This is a genomic window from Pseudomonas sp. GW821-FHT02A11, from assembly GCF_059421985.1.
In genome coordinates, this window is the sequence record NZ_JBWKWB010000031.1 from 25,799 (window position 1) to 49,164 (window position 23,366).

The following is a 23,366-nucleotide window of genomic DNA, read 5'->3' on the forward strand; positions in this document are numbered from 1 at the left end:
CGAAATGAACGTCCGGCCATGCCGAACGCGAGGTAATTCAAAGTGTTGCATCAGCTCAGTTGGATGACTGAGCGGTCACAGCGGTCACATTCTAGCGCAAGACGCGTTACAGCAACTCTTCCAGCCGCCCATGCAGGCGCTCCGGCAGGTTCTCCTGAATCTCGATCAGCGCACGCTGAATCGCGCTCTGAAAGCCTTGCACACCGGCCGAGCCATGGCTTTTCACCACAATGCCCTGCAACCCGAGAAAGCTGGCGCCATTGTGTCGCGCTGGAGCCAGATCCGCCTTGAGTCGTTTGAGCAGAGGCATCGCCAGCGCACCCACTGCCCTGGAAAGCGCATTCTGGCGGAACAATGTCTCGATTCGCTCACTGATCATGGTCGCCAGCCCTTCGCTGGACTTGAGCAGGATGTTGCCGACAAAGCCGTCGCAGACCACCACATCTGCCTCACCCCTATACAATCCGTCACCTTCGACGAAGCCGACATAATTCAGCCCTGGCGCTGCCTGCAACAGGCTGGCAGCCAGCTTGACCTGCTGATTGCCCTTGATGTCTTCGGTGCCGACGTTGAGCAACGCGACCCTGGGTCGCGCCACGCCCAGCGCCTGGGCTGCCACCGAGCCCATGACAGCGAACTGGTAGAGGCTTTCCGCGCTGCAATCGACATTGGCCCCCAGGTCCAGCAACTGACAATAGCCCTGCTGAGTTGGAATCGCGGCAACCATCGCCGGACGATCGATGCCCGGCAGGGTCTTGAGCACGAACCTCGACAACGCCATCAACGCGCCGGTATTCCCCGCACTCACCACCGCCTGAACAGCGCCTTCGGCCAACAGACGCAATGCCACGCGCATCGACGAGTCCGGCTTGCCACGCAGCGCCAAGGACGGCCGATCATCCATGGTGATGACCTCACTGGCGTGTACGACGAGCAGGCGCGAGCGATCGACACCAGCGTGGCGTGCGATGAGTTCTTCAAGGAGGGGGGCGTGACCAACGAGGGTCAGGTGGAGCGAGGGCGTAGCGAGCAGGCAGGCAATGCTGGCCTGAACAATGCTGCGGGGACCGAAGTCCCCGCCCATTGCGTCGATCGCGATGACCGGAGCGGACAAGAAATTACTCGTCAGCGCCCTTGTCGATCACTTTACGGCCACGGTATACGCCTTCTGGCGATACGTGGTGACGCAGGTGAACTTCACCGGTGGTTTTTTCTACAGACAGGGTGCTAGCCTCGAGAGCGTCGTGGGAACGGCGCATGTCACGGGCAGAGCGGGATTTTTTGTTCTGCTGAACAGCCATAATTGATTAACTCCTAAACGTTTGGGTCACGCTTTAACTGCGCCAATACACTGAACGGGTTGGACCGCGTTACCTCGTCCACGCTCGGCTCGGGCTCATCGGCGCCCGCCGGCTGCTGGCATTCTTTCGGATCATGAAGAGGCACGATAGGCAAGGCGAGCAATAGCTCCTCCTCGACCAAGGCCTTCAGATCCAATGGATCTTCGCCGAGTTCCAGCACGTCATAGCCTTTCGGCAACGACTGGGTATTTGCACCCTCCTTCACCACGGCATAACTGCATTCGCTGTGAATCGGCAGGGTGACCAGCTCAAGACAACGCTGGCAAACCATTTTGACTTCAACGTCGATTTCGCTGTGGATAACCACGGCGCGTCGCTCGTCTTTTTCAAAAACGAATTTCGCCTGCACTGTACCGAGATTGTCAGCAAGCGGGTCGCAGAGTCTCTCCAAATCAGCCAGCAGCAACTCTCCCTGAAGAGTAGTGGCACGGTCAGCTAATTTGCGCGGGTCAACGTGAGGTGGAATCGGGTCATTCAACATAGGCGCAGCATTCTAGGGACGACCCCGGTAACTGTCAAAGGAAATTCAGGGGCTGTTCGCAACCTGAGCCGCTGATTACACTCGACTTTCATGTTCCGGAGAACCCCATGCTGCCTCTGCTCCTTGCCTCCAGCTCACCTTATCGCCGGGAATTGCTCGATCGCCTGCGCCTGCCGTTCGTCTGCGCGTCGCCGGACATCGACGAAAGCCGCCTCCCCGAGGAGCCAGCCAAGGCACTCGTGCAACGCCTGGCCAAGGAAAAAGCCATGGCCCTGGCGGCGCAATTTCCAAACCACCTGATCATCGGTTCCGACCAGGTCGCTGTGCTGGGCGATCAGATCCTCGGCAAGCCACACACCTTTGAGCGCGCCCTGGAACAGCTGAGCGCCAGCAGCGGCAAGCGCGTAAGTTTCCTGACCGGTCTTGCGCTCTACAACAGCCAGACCCGCGAATGCCAGGTCGATTGCGTGCCGTTCACCGTGCACATGCGCGATCTTTCTCCAGAACAAATCAGCCGCTACCTGCACGCCGAGCAGCCCTACGACTGCGCAGGCAGCTTCAAGGCGGAAGGGCTGGGCGTCAGCCTGTTTCGCAGCACCGAGGGCCCGGACGCCACCAGCCTGATCGGCCTTCCTTTAATAAGGCTGGTGGACATGTTGTCCAACGAGGGCGTTCAGGTCCCCTGAACGAAAACCCGACCAGCGGCCGGGCTTTTCCTTCCACAACAAGCGTGCAAGACAGGCTGCGAAACAGGATCAGCGTAGCGAAGGCCCATTGAAACCTGCCCACATCGCGATCTGCTCGGCGACGCTTGCACCCAGCTTCTTGGAGAAGCGGTCGAAAGGCGACTCCTGCACGGTGTAATCGACCATGTCCTTCTCGCCGATCACATCGCGCGCCACCGAGCTGGCGCTGCCCAGACCATCCACAAGCCCAAGCCCTACCGCCTGTTCACCGGTCCAGACCAGGCCCGAGAACAACTCCGGGTGATCCTTGTCCTTCAAGCGATCGCCCCGCCCCGCTTTCACGCTGGCGATGAACTGCTTGTGAGTGGTGTCCAGAACGCTCTGCCAGAACGCCGTTTCTTCAGCTTTCGGCGGCTGGAACGGGTCGAGGAAGGCCTTGTGTTCACCCGAGGTGTAGACGCGACGGTCGACACCCAGCTTTTCCATGGTGCCAACGAAGCCGAAACTGGCTGCCGTCACCCCGATGGAACCCACCAGGCTCGCCTTGTCGGCGTAGATCTCGTCGGCCGCGCTGGCGATGTAATAGGCTCCCGACGCACCCAGATCGCTGATGACTGCGTAGACCTTGATGTTTGGCTTTTTCGCGCGCAGACGGCGAATTTCATCGTAAATGTAACCCGACTGCACTGGGCTGCCGCCCGGGCTGTTGATGCGTAGAATCACGCCCTTGGTCTTTTCATCCTCGAAGGCGGCGCGCAGGCTGCCGACGATATTGTCAGCGCTGGCAGGCTCGTTGTCGGCAATCATGCCTTTGACTTCGATCAGCGCGGTGTGGCTGGCCTTTCGTGATGCACCCTTGCCGAAATCCATCAGCGGCGAAAACAACGCGAGCGCGCCGAACAGGTAAATGAACGTCAGGGATTTGAAGAAGATGCCCCAGCGCCGGGTCCGGCGGTGCTCCTGCACGTTGGCCAGCAACGTTTTCTCCAGCAACTTCCAGCTTTTTGCATCGCCTGAGTCGTCTCGCTCTTGCGAAGACGGCGATTTCCATTCGTCCGACATAGATCAGTTACCCCGACAACTAAGATGAAGATTAGGCAGTCCGCACACCCAGCCAGGTGCGCAATTCGGAAAAATGCTTGATCGCCAGACGCGGCTCGTATTGCAGCAGCGATTCCATCGCCTGCGCGCCGTAACCCACTGCAACAGAATCCATGCCGGCGTTGCGCGCCATTAACAGATCGAAGGACGCATCCCCGACCATCAACGCCTTCTCGGGACTGACGCCACAATGCTGCAGTATCTCGTTGAGCATCAGTGGATCGGGCTTGCTGGCGGTTTCGTCAGCGGCGCGGGTGGCATCGAAGTAATCGAGCCAGCCATGGGCCTTGAGCACGCGATCCAGACCACGGCGAGCCTTGCCGGTAGCCACCGCCAGGCGGTAGCCCTCGGCGCGAAAGGCCTCCAGGGATTGATGCACGCCGTCGAACAGCTTTGAGGGCTCGACATCCATCGCCATGTAGCTATCGGCGTAGTGCTGACGGAAGTCGATCAGGTCGTTGGCAGTAATATCCGGGTACAACGTGCGAATTGCCTCCGGCAAGCCCAGGCCGATGATGCCCTTGATCGCCAGATCATCCCGCACCGGACGACCGGCAAGACCTGCGGCCTGACGCATGGCATCGACGATACGACCAATGGAGTCGGACAGCGTGCCGTCCCAGTCGAAAATCAGCAGTTCGTAATCACGGCGCACTCAACAGTCGCTCCACGGTCTTGGCCCACATCTCGTCGACAGGCGCCTGCAATTCAAGCTTGCCGCCATCGGGCAGCGGCACGACGAGGGCGTAAGCATGAAGGAACAGACGCTTGCCGCCCAGATCGCGGATCTCGCGGGTGAAATCTTCATCGCCGTATTTGCTGTCGCCAGCAATGCTGTGACCGGCGTGCAGGGTGTGCACGCGAATCTGGTGGGTCCGACCGGTGATCGGCCGCGCCTCGATCATGGTCGCGAAGTCGCCGAAACGACGTAGCACCTTGAACAGGGTCAGCGCCTCCTTGCCTTCTTCGTTGACCTCGACCATGCGCTCGCCGGAGCGCAGATTGCTCTTGAGCAGCGGCGCACGGACCTGCTTTTGCGAGGTTGGCCAGTTGCCACGCACCAGCGCCATGTAGCGCTTGTCGACGCCATCACCGCGCAACTGCTCGTGCAGATGGCGCAGCATGCTGCGTTTTTTCGCGATCATCAAAAGCCCCGAGGTGTCGCGGTCCAGGCGATGGACCAGCTCCAGCTCCTTGGCATCGGGACGCAACTGACGAAAGGCTTCGATGACCCCGAAGCTCAGGCCACTTCCGCCGTGGACCGCGATGCCAGCGGGCTTGTTGAGCACAATCAGCCCCTTGTCTTCATAGACAATGGCCTCTTCCAGGCGCTGCAACAGACCTTGCGCAACCGGCACGGGCTCGTCGCGTTCAGGCACCCGAACGGGTGGAACGCGCACGATGTCGCCTGCCTGAAGCTTGTACTCGGGCTTGATCCGCCCCTTGTTCACTCGCACTTCGCCTTTGCGCAATATGCGGTAAATCAAGGTCTTGGGAACGCCCTTGAGGTACGTGATCAGAAAATTATCGATGCGTTGACCGGCGTATTCCGGCGCAACCTCTACCAGCTGAACGCCGGAGGTTGGGGGGGTGATATTCGTCATGGCGCAAATCATAACAATTTTTTATGGATTTGAAGCACTTAATGATTGCTGCTATAGTCGCGAACGCCGCCAAAAGCGGCCTGGACAGCGGACAAACGGCAGACTGCCGGCCCTGACCAACGCAATTCACGAGGGCGCGAGGCCGTCCTACGGGGCTTTCGGTGACAACGAAAGGCCAGCCAGTGTAACGAGCGCAGGTGACATGAGGCCTGAAACAAGCCCGATCGCAGAGTGAAACACTCGCCATCGAGGCCCACGTTCAAGGCCAGTTCACAAAGTGCAGTCGCTGACGGTCGCATCGAGCGAATGCTTCGGAAACCACGCCTTAATTTGAGCCATGAGGCGCGAACTTCCCATCGAAGGTCGCGTAAATGCAAACCCGCTGCGGATTCAGCGCGCGGCAGCACCCGAATTATCAGGGATACGTGTGGGGTGGAGACGCACAACCGTCGGACTGTGTAGCAAAAGGCTTTAATCAAGACGCTTCATATCGTCCGCTACCGATGGTTGATTCCTCCTCCTGACAAAGCTTTTGCTGACAGGGTGTCATTTGTCACCACAGCAAGCAGGAAACGTCGTCGCGACTCCGGCCCCGCTGGCCGAACATCGTTAGACACTGGAGTGTCCAAGCACTCCTGACGTGCCCTGACACCGACCGTGAGAAGTCGTGTGTGCCGAACGCCGTTTCCGGCAGCCCGGAAACCGACGGTACTACATGAAAAGAATGCTGATTAACGCAACTCAACCCGAAGAGTTGCGTGTTGCGCTGGTAGACGGCCAGCGCCTATACGACCTGGACATCGAGTCCGGGGCCCGCGAACAGAAGAAGGCCAACATCTACAAAGGCCGGATCACGCGTATCGAGCCCAGCCTTGAAGCGGCTTTCGTCGACTTTGGCTCCGAGCGTCACGGCTTTCTGCCGCTGAAAGAAATCTCCCGCGAATACTTCAAGAAGTCCCCGGAAGGTCGCGTCAACATCAAGGAAGTCCTGAGCGAAGGCCAGGAAGTCATCGTTCAGGTGGAAAAAGAAGAGCGTGGCAACAAGGGCGCCGCCCTGACCACCTTCATCAGCCTGGCCGGTCGTTACCTGGTGCTGATGCCGAACAACCCGCGCGCCGGTGGCATCTCGCGCCGCATCGAAGGCGAAGAGCGCAACGAACTGCGTGAAGCGCTGAACGGCCTGATCGCCCCGGCCGACATGGGCCTGATCGTGCGCACTGCAGGCCTCGGCCGCAGCAGCGAAGAAATGCAGTGGGACCTCGACTACCTGCTGCAACTGTGGACCGCCATCAAGGAAGCGTCCCTGGATCGCGCCGCGCCGTTCCTGATCTACCAGGAAAGCAACGTCATCATCCGCGCCATCCGCGACTACCTGCGCCAGGACATCGGTGAAGTCCTGATCGACAGCGTCGAAGCCCAGGAAGAAGCCCTGACCTTCATCCGTCAGGTGATGCCGCAGTACGCCAGCAAGATCAAGCTGTACGAAGACAGCGTTCCGCTGTTCAACCGCTTCCAGATCGAAAGCCAGATCGAAACCGCCTTCCAGCGCGTTGTCGAACTGCCTTCCGGCGGCTCCATCGTCATCGATCCGACCGAAGCCCTGGTGTCCATCGACATCAACTCGGCACGCGCCACCAAAGGCAGTGACATCGAAGAAACCGCCCTGCAGACCAACCTTGAAGCGGCTGAGGAAATCGCCCGTCAACTGCGTCTGCGTGACATCGGCGGCCTGATCGTCATCGACTTCATCGACATGACTCCGGCCAAGAACCAGCGCGCCGTGGAAGAAAAAGTCCGCGAATGCCTGGAAGCCGACCGCGCCCGCGTGCAGATCGGCCGCATCTCGCGCTTCGGCCTGCTGGAAATGTCCCGTCAGCGCCTGCGTCCATCCCTGGGCGAAAGCAGCGGCATCGTCTGCCCACGCTGCAACGGCACCGGCATCATCCGTGACGTCGAATCGCTGTCGCTGGCTATCCTGCGCCTGATCGAAGAAGAAGCGCTGAAGGATCGCACGGCCGAAGTGCGCGCTCAGGTGCCAATCCCGGTCGCCGCGTTCCTGCTCAACGAAAAACGCAACTCGATCACCAAGATCGAACTGCGCACTCGCGCCCGCATCGTCATTCTGCCGAACGACCATCTGGAAACGCCGCACTTCGAAGTCCAGCGTCTGCGCGACGACAGCCCGGAAGCCCACAGCCTGCAGTCCAGCTATGAAATCGCTGCCGCCGCCGCTGAAGTGGAAGAAGTCCAGCCAGCCGCTGCCACCCGCACCCTGGTTCGCCAGGAAGCCGCAGTCAAGACCGCCCCGGCTCGTGCCAACGCTCCGGTTCCGACCGAAGCCGCTGCACCGGTCGCGCCAGCGCCAGTGGCCCATGAACCAAGCCTGTTCAAAGGCCTGGTGAAATCCCTGGTCAGCCTGTTTGCGACCAAGGAAGAGCCTGTTGCGCCCGTCGCTGCCGTTGAAAAGCCGGCTGCCGAGCGCCCTGCCCGCAACGAAGAGCGTCGCAACGGTCGTCAGCAGAGCCGCAGCCGTAACGGGCGTCGCGATGAAGAGCGCAAGCCGCGCGAAGAACGTGCTCCACGTGCCGAGCGTGAAGAACGTGCCCCTCGCGAAGAACGCGCACCGCGCGAAGAGCGTGCTCCTCGTGAAGAGCGTGCACCGCGCGAGCCACGTGAAGCCCGTGAAGACAGCGCCCCACGTGAAGAACGCGCACCTCGCGCGCCGCGTGAAGAGCGTCAGCCACGTGCCCCGCGTGAAGACCGCAAGCCTCGCGAAGAGCGCGTGCGTGAACTGCGCGAGCCACTGGATGCCGCCCCGGCCGTCAATGTCCCTCGCGAAGAGCGTCCTGAACGCGCACCGCGTGAAGAGCGTCAGCCACGTCCGCCGCGCGAAGAGCGCAAGCCGCGTGAAGAGCAGACCGCCGTTGCTGAAGACGAAACCTTGCTGAACAACGAAGAACAGCAGGATGACAACCAGGAGCACGCTGAAGGCGATCGCCCTCGTCGTCGTTCCCGTGGCCAGCGTCGTCGCAGCAACCGTCGCGAGCGTCAGCGTGATGCCGATGGCAACGTGATCGAAGGTTCGGAAGGCGCTGAAGGTGCCGAGTCCGGCGTTGAAGTGCGCAGCGAAGGCAACAGCGAAGAAATCGCTGCGGGTCTGGCTGTAACGGCTGCCGTTGCCGAAACCGTGATCAGCGCGCCAGCCGAGGCCGAAGCTCATCGTCAAGCCGAGCGCGCCACTGCGGTGGTCGAAGCGCCTGCCGTTGAGGCTGCTCCGGTCGAGCAAGCCGAAGCGCCAGTGGCACACGCCCCTGTCGTCGAAACTGCGGTTGTCGAAGCACCGGCTGTGGAGCAACCCGCTGCCCCGACCAAACGTTCGGTCATGCCGGAAGTTGAAGTCGCGACGTTCGACGCCTCGCTGAGCCCGTTCGAGCGTCAGGTGAAAGCCGCTGCCGAAGCCGAGCAACCTGCTCCGGTCGTTGAACAGGCACCCGCCGTGGTTGAGCAGGCTCCAGCGCCAGCACCGGTCTTTGAAGCTCCGGCCCCTTTGGTTGAAGCTCCAGCGCCAGCGCCAGTGGTCCAAGCCCCAGTCGAAACGCCGAAAGCCGCTGAGCCAGTGGTCCAGGCTCCGGCTGAAACCGCTGCACCGGAAATCGTCGCCGCTCCAGTGGCCGCTGAACCGGCTCCAGCACCGGCCCCTGCGCCAGTCGAGGCTGAAAAGCCAGCACTGCCCATGGCCAGCACCGGTCGCGCGCCGAACGATCCTCGTGAAGTTCGCCGCCGTCGTCTGGAAGCCGAGCGTCTGCAGAAAGAAGCTGAAGCTGCTGCCGCCCAGGTCAAGGAAGTCGTGACCGAGAACGGTGAAGAGCTGGAAGAAAGCAAAGAGCCAAAGCCTTTGTAATCCCCAGTGAATGAAAAAGCCCCACCTGTGTGATGCAGGTAGGGCTTTTTTATGTCTGCCGTTTGGCTATCAGCTTGTCGTAGGCAGCGCCTGAAACCTATTTGAACAGCAACGCCGAAGGTACATCGACGTCCCAGAGCACGCCCGGATCGTCGACCACAATCTCGTTCACCTTCGCCCCCTTGAACAAGCGCTTGGCGCCCTTCTCCCCTTCCAGCCCCATCAACGCCGGGCCAAACGCCCGCCCAAATCCCACTGGATGCCCATACTGCCCCTCAAAGACAGGCACGCTGATAGCGTCCGCTGTCAGGGACCGAGTCACATGTTCGAGGGTATCCACCTGAATGAAAGGCATGTCGCCCAGGGCAATCAACCAGCCGCGATGATCAGGTTGCGCCGAGACGGCTGCGGCGATGCTGTCGCCCATGCCCGGGGAATCGAGCACGACAACCTCACAGCGATGACGCAAGGCAAGTTCCGCGACACTGGAATAGTTGGGACGGGTGAGCAGCACGATCTTGTCGACCACGCGGCTCAGGTTGACCAGAACGTGCTCAAGCACGGCGCGCTCGACGCCATCACGCCCTGTGCATTGCGCCAGCAGCTTGTTGCGATGGGCGCCGGCGATCTGCCGGTAGCGGCTTCCCTGCCCGGCAGCAAGGACGATGGCGCACAGGGTTTCAGGCATGTTTGGCCTCTGATCCAGGATGTGTTCACACCAAAATGCAAAGGCCGCGCCAGAACAACGCACTACCGTTCGGCAAAGCCGGATCAGTACAGGTTAGGCTCCATTTCCAGCGAGACGCCAAAACGTTCGAGGATATCGGCCTGAATCCGTTGCGCCAGGCTCAGCAGATCCTGCCCGGTCGCCGCGCCGTAGTTGACCAACACCAGCGACTGCAGCGCATGAACCCCAGCATCGCCGTCACGGAAGCCCTTCCAGCCCGCCTGCTCGATCAGCCAGCCGGCGGCGAGTTTCACCTGCCCGTCGGCCTGTGGATAACCCACCAGCCCCGGATGCGACTCACGGATGCGTGCCGCCAGTTCGGCAGACACCAGCGGGTTCTTGAAGAAGCTGCCCGCGTTGCCGAGCACGGCGGGGTTCGGCAGTTTTTCGCTTCGGATCGCACAGATCGCGCGGCTGACATGCATCGGCGTCGGTTCGGTGATGCCCTGCTCCTGCAGACGCTGGCGCACCGGGCCGTAGTCCAGATGCAGTGTTGCCGCAAAACTCAGGCGAAAACGCACGCGCAAGATCAGCCAGCGGCCGGTTTCGTGCTTGAAGATGCTGTCGCGATAACCGAAGGCGCAATCGGCCAGCGAGAATTCACGCAGCTCGCCGGTCTGGCGATCCAGGGCGATCAGGCTGTGGAAAACGTCCTTGATCTCGACGCCATAGGCGCCGATGTTCTGCATCGGTGCAGCGCCCACGGTGCCGGGGATCAGGCTGAGGTTTTCCAGCCCCGACAGGCCTTGGGCCAGCATTTCCTGCACAAACGGGTGCCACGGCTCGCCCGCTTCGGCTTCGACAATCGCTACGCCGCAGTCTTCGTGGGTCAAGCGAATGCCGCGACTGGCCATGCGCAGCACCAGCGCATCGATATCGCCGGTCAGCAGCAGGTTGCTGCCACCGCCGATCACCAGCAGCCGCACCTTGTGTTCGGCCGCGTACGCCAGGGCCTCACGCACATCGGCGTCGCTGTGGGCCTCGGCGAACAGGCGGGCGCGAACGTCGACGCCAAAAGTATTGAACGGCTTGAGCGACACATCGGACTGGATTTGCAGGCTCATGCAAACACCTGCGCAGCGAGCGCCTGAACGCAGCGGTCGGTCACCATCAAGCCTCCAGCAAGCGCCGTACGCGCTCCAGGTCTTCGGCCGTGTCGACGCCCGCGGGAGGCGCTTCCAGGGCGTCGGCGACGTGAATCCGCACGCCATGCCACAGGGCACGCAGCTGTTCGAGGTTCTCGGTGTTTTCCAGCCAGCACGGGCCCCAGCTGACGAAGTCGTGCAGGAAACCGGCGCGATAGGCGTAGATGCCGATATGACGGCGATACGGCACACCTTCGGGCAACTCGTCGCGGCTCTTGGCCAGCGCATCGCGAGCCCAGGGCAGTGGCGCGCGGCTGAACGTCAGGGCCAGGCCGTTGAGGTCGGAACTGACCTTGACCACGTTCGGGTTGAACAAGGCAGCCACGTCGTCGATTGGCTCGGCCAGGGTCGACATACGCGCTTCAGGGTGCGAAGCGAGGTTGTCGGCGACTTGATCGATCACCGTCGGCGGAATCATGGGCTCGTCGCCCTGCACGTTGACCACGATGGCGTCGTTGGCCAGGCCCAGCAGCGAGGCCACTTCAGCCAGGCGGTCGGTGCCGGAATTGTGGTCGTCGCGGGTCATCAGCACTTCGGCGCCAAAGTCCAGGCAGGCCTCGACGATGCGTTGATCGTCAGTGGCCACGACCACGCGCTCGGCACTGCTTTTGCGCGCCTGCTCCCAGACGTGCTGGATCATCGGCTTGCCCGCGATGGTTTTCAGCGGTTTGCCGGGAAAGCGGCTGGAGCCGTAACGCGCCGGAATAACAACGGTGAACGCTGCGGTCATTTGTCCAGACGCTCGTCAGTGGTCAGGGTGCGGGCTTCGCTTTCGAGCATCACCGGGATGCCGTCACGAATCGGGTAGGCCAGACCTGCGCCTTTGCTGATCAACTCGGTCTTGTCGGCGCTGAGCTTGAGTGGACCTTTGCAGATCGGGCAAGCGAGGATGTCGAGCAATTTGGTGTCCATTAGAGAAATCCTGAGCGAGTCATGGCAAAAGCCGGGTTAACTGCGAATCGAACCAACTGACGAAGGCCGGGGAAGGCACGGCTTCCACGGCCAGGTACCACCAGTCGGGCGCCGCGAAGGCCGCACACTTCACGGCGTCTTTCTCGGTCATGACCAACGGCAGAGCGGGCGTGAAGGCCAGCGCCTGCGCACTGAACTCGGCATGATCGGCGAATGCATGGGGAACAGGCCGCCAGTGTAGTCCTTCGAGGGTGTTGAAGAAACGTTGCGGATGACCGATTCCGGCCACGGCGTGGAGGGCCTGACCGGGAGGAAAATGATCGACCGGGCGATGCTCGCCAGTCAGCAGGTTGACCAGCGCAGTGGGCTGCAAGGTGAAGGCATAGCCATCGTCGCGATCCTCGCGGGCGCCGTTGTAGAGCAGCGCATCGACGCTTTGCAGGCGCTCGACCGGCTCACGCAAAGGCCCCGCAGGCAGGCAACGACGATTGCCCAGCCCGCGTGCGGCGTCGATCAATACCAGTTCCAGATCACGGGCCAGACGATAGTGCTGCAGGCCGTCGTCGGAGAGAATCACGTCCAGCGACGCCTCGGCAAGCAAGGCGCGTACGGCCTGGGAGCGATCGGGGTCGATCATCAGCGGCACGCCGGTGCGCTTGACGATCAGCAAGGGTTCATCACCTGCCTGATCGGCGCTCTGCTGGGCGAGCACGCGCCATGGCAGGCTCGGCGGTTTGGCGCCATAGCCACGGCTGACCACACCGACCCGCAGGCCACGCTTGCGGCAGTAATCGATCATCCACAGGATCAGCGGCGTCTTGCCGGTGCCACCCACGGTGATGTTGCCAACCACGATGACTGGCACCGGGGCTTTGTAGATCTCGCCCTGTCCGGCCAAGAAACGCGCGCGCTTGGCGTTGACCACCCGCCGATAAAGGGCTTCGAGCGGGCGCAGCAAGGTCAGCGCCGGATGGCCGGTGTACCAGGCGTCAAGCAAACGGTCGGTCAGTGCCATCAGTTAGCCGATGCGGCCTCGACAGTGGTCATGCGCAAATGGGCGAAACCCAGCTTGCCTGCGGCGTCCATTGCGGTGATGACCGCCTGGTGCGGGGTCTTGCCGTCGGCGCTGATGGACAGCGGCAGGCTGGTGTCGCCACCGGATTCCTTTTGCAGCGCATCGATCAGGGTTTCCAGCTTGCTGTCGCCCAGCAGGGTGTTGTTCACCGAATAGGCGCCATCGGCGTTGATCGTGATGTCCACGTGCTTTTTGTCGACATCATCGGCCGACGCGCCGGTCACTGACTGCGGCAGGTCCACGCGCATCTGCGTCTCGCGGGTGAAGGTGGTGGTGACCACGAAGAACAGCAGCAGGATGAACACCACGTCGATCAGCGACACCAGATTGATGTCGATGGTCTCGCGGGGTTTGCGACGACGGAATTTCACTTCTTGCGACCCTCGCCCCGGGCGGCGGCCTTGAGGTCAGGCTTGGCGTCGGTCAGGTCGACATCACGGTCGCCCTGCACCACTTCGACCAGCTTGATCGCTTCCTGCTCCATGCCGACCACCAGCTCATCGACGCGGCTTTGCAGGTAGCGATGGAAGAAGATGGTCGGAATCGCCACGGTCAGGCCCGAGGCCGTACAGATCAGCGCCTTGGAGATACCGCCAGCAAGCATGCCTGCGTTGCCAGTCATGCCGGTGGCGGTGAACGAACCGAAGATGTCGATCATGCCCAGCACGGTGCCCAGCAGCCCCAGCAACGGCGCCATGGCCGCGATGGTGCCGAGGGTTGCCAGATAACGTTCGAGGTCATGAATGACGCGGGCGGCGGCCTCTTCGATGCACTCTTTCATGATCTCGCGACCATGACGGGAATTGGCCAGACCCGCAGCGAGGATTTCACCCAACGGCGAATCGGCGCGCAGTTCCTTGAGCTTCTCGCTGCTCAGCTGTTTGTCCTGAATCCAGCGCCACACCTGACCGAGCAGATGCGGTGGTGTAATGCGGCTGGCGCGCAAGGTCCACAGACGCTCGATGATGATCCCGACGGCGGCGATGGAACTCAAAATGATCGGCAGCATCATCCAGCCACCAGATTTGACCAGCTCCCACACAGCAACCACCCCCTGAAAAAAAGTGGCGCCACTCTACCATAGCGTCGCGGACTCGCCGAACCCGTCGATCAATGACCGACAATTTCATTCACGCCAGAAACGTCGCGTCGAGCGCTCGGTCTGAACGCCGCTAAACGTCCCTAATTGCAAGGTGATGGCACCGAGTTCGGCGCTGTCATGGGTGTCGATTCCAAGCCAGCGATAACGCGACATGACCAGCGGGTGCGGGTGGCCGAAGGCGTTGTTTCGACCTCGGGAAATCAGCACGCCCTTGGGCGAAACCGCGTTGAGAAAGCGCTTGGACGATGAGGTGCGGCTGCCATGGTGGGGGGCTTGCAGCCAATCGGCGCGCACGTCAAAACCGCTGTCGAGCATGGCGCGCTCGGCGTGAATATCGATGTCACCCGTCAGCAACAGGCGCTCGTCGCTGGCCTCCACGCTTAAGACGCAAGACGCCGCATTGCCCTCGCCGGCCTGCTCCCAGATCCAGGTTGCAAAGGTCACCGCATTCCACGTCCACGTCTCGCCGTTTCGGCAGCGCTCCACCGGCAAACCAGGCGGCATACGCTCGACATCTCCGCCAAGGACTCGACCGACCGGCAATGCCTGATGAATCGCCGGAGCGCCACCTGCGTGATCGGCGTCGGCATGGCTGAGCAGCATCAGGTCCAGATGACGGATGCCAGCGCGCCGAATCGCCGGCAGCACCACCCGCTCGCCAATGTCGAACTCGCCAAAACGGGGGCCTGCGTCATACAACAGCGCGTGATCGCGGGTACGCAGCAGGATCGCCAGGCCTTGCCCCACGTCCAGTTGCACGACCTCAACCTCACCCGCCGGGACGCTTTTCTGAGGCGCGAAAACGCACAGCAGCAACATCGGCCAGCCCAATGGACGCATCGGCACGCCCTTGGGCAGCAACAGCACAAACGCACCGAGCAGACTTAACGGCCAGACCCAAACCGGGACTGCAGGGCCGGTCCAGGCAGGCAATCCATCGGCCATATAGGAAAGAAAGCGAAACAGCCCCTCCATCGAACCGCCCGCCAGCCAGAGCAGACGCTCGCCAATCAGCGGGATCGCCAGAAAAAACGTTCCGAACAGCGCCAACGGCAGGATGAAAATGCTGACCCACGGCACAGCGAGCAGATTGACCATCGGCCCGCTGACGCTCACCGGCAGGTTCAACGCCAGTAGCACCGGCAACAAACCCAAGGCAATCAGCCACTGCGCCCGCGACCAACTGTGCAGCCAACCCCAGGCGCCAAGGCGGCCGCCGAAGATCAGCATGAGAATCCCCACTGCCGTGAACGAGAGCCAGAAGCCCGGCCGCAAACTGACCAACGGCTCGGCGAGCAGCACCAAATTCAGGGCGATCAACATCGGCCAGACCACACCCAGATGACGAAAACGCAGGCGCCACAGCAACACCAGCCCGAGCATGACGCAGGCCCGTTGCACCGGCACTTCGAAACCGGCAAGAAACCCATAGGTCAGCGCGCCGGTGAATGCCAGCACGCAAGCCGACGGCAGCCATGGAATGAATCGCGGCCACAACCCCCAGCGCGCGAGGCCTGCGACCAGACTGTAGAGCAGCCCTGCAAGCAAGCCGATGTGGGTGCCGGAAATCACCAGCAGATGCACGGTGCCGGTGTCCTGCAACACCTGCCACTGCGCGGAACTGAGCCCCGAATCGTCGCCCAGCACTAACGCCGCCAGCCCACCTTCATGCCCTTGGGCATCCACTGCCAGCAAGCGCTGACGGATCCCGTCGCGCCAGGATTCGCCTGCAGAGGCGAGTCGCTGGCCATCGACCACCGTGCCTGTGCCGCCAATGCGCTGGGCCAGCAACCAGGCTTCATAGTCGAATGCACCCGGATTGGCAAGGCCCGCGGGACGTTTGAGCTTGACCGCCAGCCGCCAGCGTTCGCCGCTGCGCACCTCGGGGCCGGCGTACCAGGCGATGCGCAGGCGTTCGGGTAAGCGCGTGCGGCGTGACACCGGGTCTTGCAGCTCAAAGCGCACCACGCCATCGACCGTGCTTGGCAAGCCCATGACCTTGCCCTCGAGCCACAGCGTCTGGCCGTCGAAGCGTTCAGGGAGACGATCGTCCAGCGCCGACTTGGCCGATACACAGGCCCAGGTCAGCCCGAACAGAAAAAACGCCAGCGGATAGGTGCGAAACGGCAGCAGCATCAGCGCGACCACCGGCATCGCCAGCATCAACCAGACCGGCGGTAGTGCCGGTAAAAAACGCAGGACCAGCAGTCCCGCCGCAAGCGCCACCATCCCTGTGCGCATAAGGCTTTTCCTTCACAACCGATGAAATTCACCCTCTTGGCTTAGCCCATCGAAGCGGCGGCGCTTTTATTAATTGTCACAATGTCTGAATTTCCCTCGCTCACTATCCATGCATACTTGCCCGAATTTCCCGCACCAACCCTCCGGATTTCCTGTATGCCACGTCACCTGATCAAGCGGTACATGCCCGATCCGAACAGCATCCGGGAACACAAATCCTTACGTTTTCTCGGCACCCTCCTCCACGATCCGAACCTTTGGCACCTCAATCGTCACTCCGTCGCGCGGGCGATGGGCATTGGCCTGTTTGCCGCACTCATGCCCATGCCCTTGCAAATGTTGCTGGCCGCATTTTTGGCAGTGTGGGTTCGCGCCAACATGCCGATTGCGGTAAGCCTGTGCTGGCTGACCAACCCGCTGACAATGCCGCCGGTGTTTTATTGCACATATAAGATCGGCGCCCTGCTGATGGGGCTGCCGCCCAGAAGCTTTCCGGACGAGATGAGCTGGGAGTGGATCAGCGGGCAGTTGTCGACGCTGTGGCAGCCTTTTTTGCTGGGATCGGTGGTGGCGGGGGTCGTGCTGGGGGCGTTGGGGTATTTTGCGACGATGGCGTACTGGCGCTGGTGGGTGGGGCGGCAGTGGAAAACCAGAAAGCAGAAACGCAGTTGAACGGTGGGAGCGCATTCATTCGCGATGAGGTGGTGCATCCGACACAGATGTGTTGAATGTACCGCCCTCTCGCGAATGAATTCGCTCCCACAGGTTTGTCCGTCAGGCAGGCAGATCCTGCCGCAGGATTATTGGCGCATGCCGCGTCCACTCACCAACAGACGCGCACAGCCCAGGTACAGCACGATGGTCGCAACGACCATAAACGCCAGTGCAATGCTGATCTTGATGTCCGACACGCCCAGAATTCCGAAACGGAATGCGTTGACCATGTGCAGCACCGGGTTGGCGAGCGACACGGTCTGCCAGAACGGCGGCAGCAGGTTGATCGAGTAGAACACCCCGCCCAGGTAGGTCAGCGGTGTCAGCACGAAGGTCGGGATGATCGAAATGTCATCGAAGTTGCGCGCAAACACGGCGTTGATAAAGCCCAGCAATGAGAAGATCGTCGCCGTCAGCAGCACCACCACAAGGGTCACACCCAGGTGATGCACTTGAAGGTCGGTAAAGAACATCGACAGGATCGTCACGATCACGCCCACCGCCAGGCCACGCAGCACGCCGCCGATGGTGTAGCCGATGAGGATGGTGTGCGGCGAAACCGGCGACACCATCAGCTCTTCCACCGAGCGCTGGAATTTTGCGCCGAAAAAGCTCGACACCACGTTGCCGTAGGAGTTGGTGATCACCGACATCATGATCAGGCCTGGCACGATGTACTGCATGTAGGTGAAGCCACCCATGTCGCCGATCTGCCGGCCGATCAGGTTGCCGAAGATCACGAAGTAAAGAACCATGGTGATCGCCGGCGGCAGCAGAGTCTGCGGCCAGATGCGCATGAAGCGGCGGACTTCGCGGTACACGATGGTGTTCATCGCGATCAGGTTGGGGCGCAGCTCGGAACTCATACCGCCACCTTCGACAGGTTTTTCTCGACCAGGCCCACGAACAGCTCCTCAAGGCGATTGGTTTTATTACGCAGGCTCAGCACCTGAACGTTCTGCAACGCCAGCTGACCGAACAGGGAGGTAATGCCGATGGTCTTGTCGACCTGCACTTCCAGGGTGTGGTCGTCTACCAGCCGCGACGGGTAACCGCTCAGCTGTGGCGCGGTAAGCATCGGGTCTTTCAGATCCAGCAGGAAGGTTTCGACGTGCAGTTTATTGAGCAGCGTCTTCATGCCAGTGTTTTCGATGATGGTGCCGTGATCGATGATGCCGATGTTGCGGCACAGCTGCTCGGCCTCTTCCAGATAGTGCGTGGTGAGGATGATGGTGATGCCTTTCTCGTTCAGCTCGGTGAGGAAGGTCCACATCGAACGGCGCAGCTCGATGTCCACGCCCGCAGTCGGTTCGTCGAGGATCAACAGACGCGGCTCGTGAATCAGCGCGCGGGCGATCATCAAGCGACGCTTCATGCCGCCGGACAGCGAGCGCGAAGGCACGTTGCGCTTGTCCCACAGGCCCAGTTGGGTCAGGTACTGCTCGGCCCGTTCCTTGGCGATCTTCGGCGGGATCCCGTAGTAACCGGCCTGGGTCACGACGATGTCGAAGGTCTTCTCGAACTGATTGAAGTTGAACTCCTGCGGCACCACGCCGATCGAGCGCTTGAGCTGCGCCGGGTTGCGATCCAGGTCGTGGCCAAAGATGTTCACCGTGCCCGTGGTCTTGTTGACCAGGGTCGAGATGATCCCGATGGTGGTGGATTTGCCGGCGCCGTTGGGGCCGAGCAATGCGAAGAAATCACCCTCGGCAACATCCAGATCGATGCCCTTGAGGGCCTGGAAACCGTTGCCGTAGGTCTTGGTTAGCTGCCGGATGGACAGAGCTGAACTCATGACTGAAAACACACCAATAAAAGGAAAAGGGAGAAAAAACGAATACAAAAAGCGCGGAGGCTGCAGGGGGTTCAGCGCACGGAGGTTTAAAAACCCTCATCATCTGTAACAACCCGTTGCAAACGCGGCGTGTGGCAATGTTGCGTGCCGACGCCGCGCAAGTACAGCGAGATCTATTGATAGTAGTTATTAATCTAACGCTGTCAGCCTCAGGTCAGCGCGGTCATCACCGCCGCGCGATACGCCGCACGCTGCTGCAGACGCTCGTACCAAGCTTTGAGGTGAGGCAGCTCGGCGCGTTCAATCGGCATTTCGAACCAGGCATAAATAAAGCAGCCCAACGGGATGTCGCCCATGCCGAAGGCCTGCCCCGACAGGTACGGCTGGGTGCTCAGCGTCTTGTCGACGATGCGCAGCAAGCCTTCGATGGTGGCCTTGGCAGCGTTGATTTGCGTCCAGTCCTGCTGCTCGGCCGGGGTGCGCACCACGCCCCAGAATACGGTGCGGAACGGACCAGCGAAGGTTGAGGTGGTCCAGTCCATCCACTTGTCGGCCTGGGCACGCGCCTTGGGATCACTTGGGAACAAGGCCGAATCAGGTGAGTATTGCGCAGCCAGGTAACGCACGATGGCGTTGGATTCCCACAGCACGAAATCACCGTCTTCGATCATCGGCACCACGCCATTGGGATTCTTGGCCAGGTAGTCGGGCTGGTCATTTACGCCAAACGCGCCGCCAGCATTGATCGACTCGTAGGCCAGGCCCAGCTCTTCTGCGACCCACAACGCCTTGCGAACGTTGGACGAGTTCTTGCGGCCCCAGATTTTCAACATGGTTGTTGTTCTCCCGTACGTAGTGGCGACGAATTAGTGGCATATGCCGGTGGGTCGTCAGTCTACCCCCAGCGCGTGACGAAGGGGGTATTCGAGCCACAACTTCACGCGCATCGGCCAGCCCTCGAACTCCCATGACAGCACGGGGTCACTATCGATGCGCGGGCCAGAGCGGCTGCCCGTGGTGTCGATGGCGCTCAACTTCGCCGTCATCTCGGAGGGATTCTTATGCTGTTGTTGTGGATCGTGGTTCTGGTGATCGGCGTGGCCTGGCTGGCCCATCGGCGCGTCGCCCCCTTCCCTGCCCTGGGTATAGTGGCGGTGTATCTGCTGGCGATGGGTGCGCTGAGTCATGCCCATGGCTGGATGATCATTCCGTGGGTGCTGTGGCTCGCCGTGGCATTGCCACTGGCCCTGCCGGACCTGCGCCGCCAATATTTCAGTACGCCGATGTTCGCCTGGTTTCAGAAAGTGTTGCCGCCCATGTCGGAAACCGAGCGCGACGCCATCGATGCTGGCACGGTCTGGTGGGACGGCGAACTGTTCAGTGGTCGCCCCGACTGGGACACCCTGCTGGCCTACCCCAAAAGCCAGTTGACCGAAGAGGAACAAGCCTTTATCGACGGCCCGACCAACGAGCTGTGCGCGCTGGTCAGCGATTGGGAAATCGGCCAGGCCATGGACTTGCCCCCCGAAGCCTGGGCGCACATTAAAGAGCACGGTTTCTTTGCGCTGATCATCCCCAAGGAGTACGGCGGTAAAGGTTTTTCGGCCTACGCCCACTCGCAGGTGGCGATGAAACTGGCGACCCGCAGCGGCGACTTGGCGTCCACCGTCATGGTCCCCAATTCCCTGGGCCCGGCTGAACTGCTGCTGCATTACGGCACAGACGAACAGCGCAACCATTATCTGCCGCGCCTGGCCCGGGGCGACGACATTCCGTGCTTCGCCCTCACCGGCCCCCTGGCGGGTTCCGACGCTGGCGCGATGCCCGACACCGGCATCATCTGCAAAGGCCAGTGGCAGGGTGAGGAAGTCATCGGCCTGCGCCTGAACTGGGAAAAACGCTACATCACCCTCGGGCCGGTAGCCACGTTGCTCGGCTTGGCCTTCAAGGCCTACGACCCCGAACACCTGCTGGGCGAGGAAGAGGATCTGGGCATCAGCCTGGCGTTGATTCCCACCGACACGCCGGGCGTTGAAATCGGCCGCCGTCATTTGCCGTTGGGCGCGGCCTTCATGAACGGTCCCAACTCGGGCAAGGACGTGTTCATCCCGCTGGAATATCTGATCGGCGGTCAGGCCATGCTCGGTAAGGGCTGGATGATGTTGATGAATTGCCTGTCCGTGGGCCGTTCGATTTCCCTGCCCGCTGTCGGCACCGGCGCTGCGAAATACACCAGCCTGGTCACCGGGCAATATACGCAGATTCGCGAGCAATTCAACGTGCCGCTTTCGGCATTTGAAGGCATTCAGGAATCTCTGGCGCGCATCGGCGGCAACGCCTGGCTGATGGACAGCGCGCGCATGCTCACCGCCAACGCGGTGGACTTGGGCGAGAAGCCCTCGGTGCTGTCGGCGATTCTCAAATACCACCTGACTGAACGCGGTCGCGAGTGCATCACTCACGCCATGGACGTGCACGGCGGCAAGGGCATCATCATGGGCCCGAACAACTATCTGGGCCGCTCGTGGCAAGGCGCGCCGATTTTCATCACCGTGGAAGGCGCGAACATTCTGTCACGCAACCTGATGATCTTTGGTCAGGGCGCCATTCGTTGCCATCCCTTCGTGCTGAAGGAAATGGCTCTCGCAGGGCGTGAGGATCATGACCAGGCGGTGAAGGAATTCGACCATCTGCTGCTGCAACACATCGGCTTCGCGGTGCGTAATGCGGCCAGCACGCTGGTGCTCAATCTGGGCTTCGGGCATTTCGAGAGCATGCCGGGGGATCGCCTGAGCCAAGGCTATTTCCGCGCGCTCAATCGTCAGGCCGCAGCGTTTGCCATGCTTGCCGACCTGAGCATGATGCTGCTGGGCGGCGAGCTGAAACGTCGCGAGCGTCTGTCGGCGCGCCTGGGCGATGTGCTGAGCCACATGTACCTGGCCTCGGCGGCGCTCAAGCGCTATCACGACCTGGATTATCCCGAAGCGCTGGCGCCGCTGTTTCGTTGGTCGATGGAAGAAGCGCTCGGCGAATCGGAGCGCGCGCTGGATGAGCTGCTGAGCAACTTCCCCAACCGGATTCTCGGCGGCCTGCTGCGTGTGATCGTCTTCCCGCTGGGTCGTCGCCACAAAGGGCCGTCTGATGCGCTGGATGCCGAAGTGGCGGCCATCATCGGTCGTGCCAAAGGCGATCCGGCGCTGGAGTCGGTGCTCGCCGGTTGCTACCGCCCGACCTCGGAAAGCGATCCGGTGGGCGCGCTGCAACATGCGGCGGACCTCTTGAGCGGCGCCAAAACGTTGCGCGGCAAGCTGCATCAGGGGCTCAAAACCGGTCAGCTCAAGGCTGCTGGTGGCGAGCATGTGATCGATGCGGCGTTGAATGCAGGCGTGTTGCAACCGGCTGAGGCGCAGAAACTGCGCGAGGCAGAAGCGGCGCGACGCAAGGTAATCGACGTGGATGATTTTGATAAAGAGGAACTGAAGGCCTCTGAAGGGAAAGTTCGTTGATCCAGTGTAAATGAACGTTTTGTAGGAGCGCGCTTGCCCGCGATATCGGTGTGTCAGCGCAACATATCTTGCTGATGTACCCCATCGCGGGCAAGCGCGCTCCTACAGTCGAGGACTCATCAATCCACTGAATCCAACGCTCTAGCCTGCACATCCTCGAACCTTGTCCTACACTCCCCGGTAACAACAAGAAAACACCAAGGGGAAGCATCATGATCAACCAACGCATGACCCATCGTTGCCTGCTTGCCGAAATCGCCTCGGGGGAGGACTTTCAGAGCGGCAAACCCACCCTCACCCTGCAAACCCTTCTGCTCATCGGCTTCGTCACACGCAAGCCCAATCCCGACAACACCTATGCCCACCTGGCCCTGACCGAGGCGGGCCATCGCTACCTGGCCGGATTATGGCATTGAACTGATCCCGGGCGTCGGCCTGTCCTCGTTGGGGTATCGGTCACCTGTTCAGGGATCTATACTCCCGCGCCTGTTTTTGTCTTTGAGGACTTCATCATGGCCGACGCCAATCTCGACCGCACTCTCAACCTGCTGACGCACCTGCGCGGCATTCTGGTCGCGCTCGGTGACGCCGAACAGGTACCCGAAGAAAGTCATGCGCTGTTCATCGAACGTTATGACGAATTGCTCGGCCTGCTGCCGGTCGAACCGATCGAGAGCCAATACTTGGGTCAGGACCTGCTGTGCCAGGTGATCCAGCGCTACCCGCAAATTGCCCACCTGGTGCCACGCGACCTGCTGTGGTTCTTCGGCGGCGACTGCCTGCATTACATGCCCGACGAAGAAATCGACATGTACACCTCGCTGGAAGAGCGCCGCTTCGAAGCTGAAGAGAATGACGAGCCGTTCGACTGGGATCAGGAAAAGCAGCTGCTGGCGATGGGGCAGGACGGTTCGCGCCACTGAGCCCAGGGATGACCGGCGCTGCTCCCGCGGGCAACGCCGATCTCCCCTGTGGGAGCGCATTCATTCGCGAGGGGCCGGTATCCGACGTATCT

Annotated in this window: 24 protein-coding genes; 6 read left to right on the forward strand and 18 right to left on the reverse strand. The window is 61.3% G+C overall.

All coding sequences use genetic code 11. The features are described 5' to 3' along the window. Positions 1–106: 106 nt before the first annotated feature. From plsX to AC07V9_RS26730, 3 genes are read right to left on the reverse strand one after another with little or no spacing between them, the layout of a single operon-like run. Complete coding sequence (gene plsX, locus AC07V9_RS26720; RefSeq protein ID WP_495018626.1) at positions 107–1,114, reverse strand: phosphate acyltransferase PlsX; 1,008 nt, start codon at positions 1,112–1,114, stop codon at positions 107–109. Positions 1,115–1,118: 4 nt separating this feature from the next. Beyond that, the gene (gene rpmF / locus AC07V9_RS26725; protein ID WP_003179396.1) at positions 1,119–1,301 is read right to left on the reverse strand and encodes a 50S ribosomal protein L32; all 183 of its coding nucleotides are present in this window, start codon (positions 1,299–1,301) and stop codon (positions 1,119–1,121) included. A 13-nt stretch (positions 1,302–1,314) separates the two neighbouring features. Continuing rightward, a complete protein-coding gene (locus AC07V9_RS26730) occupies positions 1,315–1,842 on the reverse strand; it encodes a YceD family protein (protein ID WP_495018627.1) in 528 nt (175 codons plus the stop codon). A 107-nt stretch (positions 1,843–1,949) separates the two neighbouring features. On the opposite strand from AC07V9_RS26730, the gene AC07V9_RS26735 reads away from it, so the two are divergent. Continuing rightward, on the forward strand, positions 1,950–2,528 hold the full coding sequence (locus AC07V9_RS26735; protein WP_495018628.1) for a Maf family protein: 579 nt from the start codon (positions 1,950–1,952) through the stop codon (positions 2,526–2,528). Positions 2,529–2,597: 69 nt separating this feature from the next. Here AC07V9_RS26735 and sppA read toward each other — a convergent pair whose 3' ends face one another. The 3 genes from sppA to rluC are packed head-to-tail and all read right to left on the reverse strand — an operon-like array spanning position 2,598 to position 5,233. Further along, positions 2,598–3,590: a signal peptide peptidase SppA gene (sppA, locus tag AC07V9_RS26740; protein WP_495018629.1), complete on the reverse strand. Its 993-nt coding sequence runs from the start codon at positions 3,588–3,590 to the stop codon at positions 2,598–2,600. A 31-nt stretch (positions 3,591–3,621) separates the two neighbouring features. Further along, positions 3,622–4,284, reverse strand: coding sequence for an HAD-IA family hydrolase (locus AC07V9_RS26745; RefSeq protein ID WP_495018630.1), 663 nt, complete (start codon positions 4,282–4,284; stop codon positions 3,622–3,624). Then, positions 4,274–5,233 carry a 23S rRNA pseudouridine(955/2504/2580) synthase RluC gene (gene rluC, locus AC07V9_RS26750; RefSeq protein ID WP_495018631.1) on the reverse strand — a complete coding sequence of 320 codons (960 nt, stop codon included), beginning with the start codon at positions 5,231–5,233 and terminating at the stop codon, positions 4,274–4,276. The genes AC07V9_RS26745 and rluC overlap by 11 nt, the downstream gene beginning before the upstream one ends. Before the next feature lie 715 nt (positions 5,234–5,948). Between rluC and rne the strand changes: the two genes are divergently transcribed. Next, positions 5,949–9,134, forward strand: a complete 3,186-nt coding sequence (rne, locus tag AC07V9_RS26755; protein ID WP_495018632.1) for a ribonuclease E — start codon at positions 5,949–5,951, stop codon at positions 9,132–9,134. Positions 9,135–9,231: 97 nt separating this feature from the next. Here rne and AC07V9_RS26760 read toward each other — a convergent pair whose 3' ends face one another. The 8 genes from AC07V9_RS26760 to AC07V9_RS26795 all read right to left on the reverse strand — a co-directional run bounded on the left by AC07V9_RS26760 (position 9,232) and on the right by AC07V9_RS26795 (position 16,336). Further along, complete coding sequence (locus AC07V9_RS26760; RefSeq protein ID WP_495018633.1) at positions 9,232–9,822, reverse strand: nucleotidyltransferase family protein; 591 nt, start codon at positions 9,820–9,822, stop codon at positions 9,232–9,234. Between the two features lie 83 nt (positions 9,823–9,905). After that, complete coding sequence (gene murB, locus AC07V9_RS26765; protein ID WP_495018634.1) at positions 9,906–10,925, reverse strand: UDP-N-acetylmuramate dehydrogenase; 1,020 nt, start codon at positions 10,923–10,925, stop codon at positions 9,906–9,908. Positions 10,926–10,971: 46 nt separating this feature from the next. Next, positions 10,972–11,736: a 3-deoxy-manno-octulosonate cytidylyltransferase gene (gene kdsB / locus AC07V9_RS26770; protein WP_495018635.1), complete on the reverse strand. Its 765-nt coding sequence runs from the start codon at positions 11,734–11,736 to the stop codon at positions 10,972–10,974. After that, positions 11,733–11,918: a Trm112 family protein gene (locus AC07V9_RS26775; RefSeq protein WP_003174668.1), complete on the reverse strand. Its 186-nt coding sequence runs from the start codon at positions 11,916–11,918 to the stop codon at positions 11,733–11,735. Before AC07V9_RS26775 ends, kdsB begins: the two co-directional genes overlap by 4 nt. Positions 11,919–11,937: 19 nt before the next feature. After that, the gene (gene lpxK, locus AC07V9_RS26780) at positions 11,938–12,933 is read right to left on the reverse strand and encodes a tetraacyldisaccharide 4'-kinase (RefSeq protein ID WP_495018636.1); all 996 of its coding nucleotides are present in this window, start codon (positions 12,931–12,933) and stop codon (positions 11,938–11,940) included. Then, a complete protein-coding gene (locus tag AC07V9_RS26785; RefSeq protein ID WP_495018637.1) occupies positions 12,933–13,364 on the reverse strand; it encodes an ExbD/TolR family protein in 432 nt (143 codons plus the stop codon). Before AC07V9_RS26785 ends, lpxK begins: the two co-directional genes overlap by 1 nt. Continuing rightward, a complete protein-coding gene (locus AC07V9_RS26790; RefSeq protein WP_108237149.1) occupies positions 13,361–14,035 on the reverse strand; it encodes a MotA/TolQ/ExbB proton channel family protein in 675 nt (224 codons plus the stop codon). Before AC07V9_RS26790 ends, AC07V9_RS26785 begins: the two co-directional genes overlap by 4 nt. A gap of 84 nt (positions 14,036–14,119) precedes the next feature. After that, positions 14,120–16,336 (reverse strand): DNA internalization-related competence protein ComEC/Rec2, encoded by a 2,217-nt coding sequence (locus AC07V9_RS26795; protein WP_495018638.1) that lies wholly within the window; start codon positions 16,334–16,336, stop codon positions 14,120–14,122. Between the two features lie 156 nt (positions 16,337–16,492). Here AC07V9_RS26795 and AC07V9_RS26800 point away from each other — a divergent pair, with 156 nt between their 5' ends. After that, positions 16,493–17,008, forward strand: a complete 516-nt coding sequence (locus AC07V9_RS26800) for a DUF2062 domain-containing protein (protein ID WP_495018639.1) — start codon at positions 16,493–16,495, stop codon at positions 17,006–17,008. A gap of 128 nt (positions 17,009–17,136) precedes the next feature. Here AC07V9_RS26800 and AC07V9_RS26805 read toward each other — a convergent pair whose 3' ends face one another. From AC07V9_RS26805 to AC07V9_RS26820, 4 genes are all read right to left on the reverse strand, one after another. Further along, complete coding sequence (locus AC07V9_RS26805; protein ID WP_495018640.1) at positions 17,137–17,916, reverse strand: ABC transporter permease; 780 nt, start codon at positions 17,914–17,916, stop codon at positions 17,137–17,139. Continuing rightward, on the reverse strand, positions 17,913–18,845 hold the full coding sequence (locus AC07V9_RS26810; RefSeq protein WP_495018641.1) for an ABC transporter ATP-binding protein: 933 nt from the start codon (positions 18,843–18,845) through the stop codon (positions 17,913–17,915). The genes AC07V9_RS26805 and AC07V9_RS26810 overlap by 4 nt, the downstream gene beginning before the upstream one ends. A gap of 209 nt (positions 18,846–19,054) precedes the next feature. Beyond that, on the reverse strand, positions 19,055–19,678 hold the full coding sequence (locus AC07V9_RS26815) for a glutathione S-transferase family protein (RefSeq protein ID WP_495018642.1): 624 nt from the start codon (positions 19,676–19,678) through the stop codon (positions 19,055–19,057). A 57-nt stretch (positions 19,679–19,735) separates the two neighbouring features. Beyond that, positions 19,736–19,891, reverse strand: coding sequence for a hypothetical protein (locus AC07V9_RS26820; RefSeq protein WP_495018643.1), 156 nt, complete (start codon positions 19,889–19,891; stop codon positions 19,736–19,738). Between the two features lie 15 nt (positions 19,892–19,906). On the opposite strand from AC07V9_RS26820, the gene AC07V9_RS26825 reads away from it, so the two are divergent. From AC07V9_RS26825 to AC07V9_RS26835, 3 genes are all read left to right on the forward strand, one after another. Next, positions 19,907–22,351, forward strand: a complete 2,445-nt coding sequence (locus AC07V9_RS26825; protein ID WP_495018644.1) for an acyl-CoA dehydrogenase — start codon at positions 19,907–19,909, stop codon at positions 22,349–22,351. Positions 22,352–22,563: 212 nt separating this feature from the next. Continuing rightward, positions 22,564–22,767: a hypothetical protein gene (locus AC07V9_RS26830; protein WP_495018645.1), complete on the forward strand. Its 204-nt coding sequence runs from the start codon at positions 22,564–22,566 to the stop codon at positions 22,765–22,767. Between the two features lie 96 nt (positions 22,768–22,863). Then, the gene (locus AC07V9_RS26835; protein WP_495018646.1) at positions 22,864–23,274 is read left to right on the forward strand and encodes a PA2817 family protein; all 411 of its coding nucleotides are present in this window, start codon (positions 22,864–22,866) and stop codon (positions 23,272–23,274) included. The last annotated feature ends 92 nt before the right edge of the window (positions 23,275–23,366 follow it).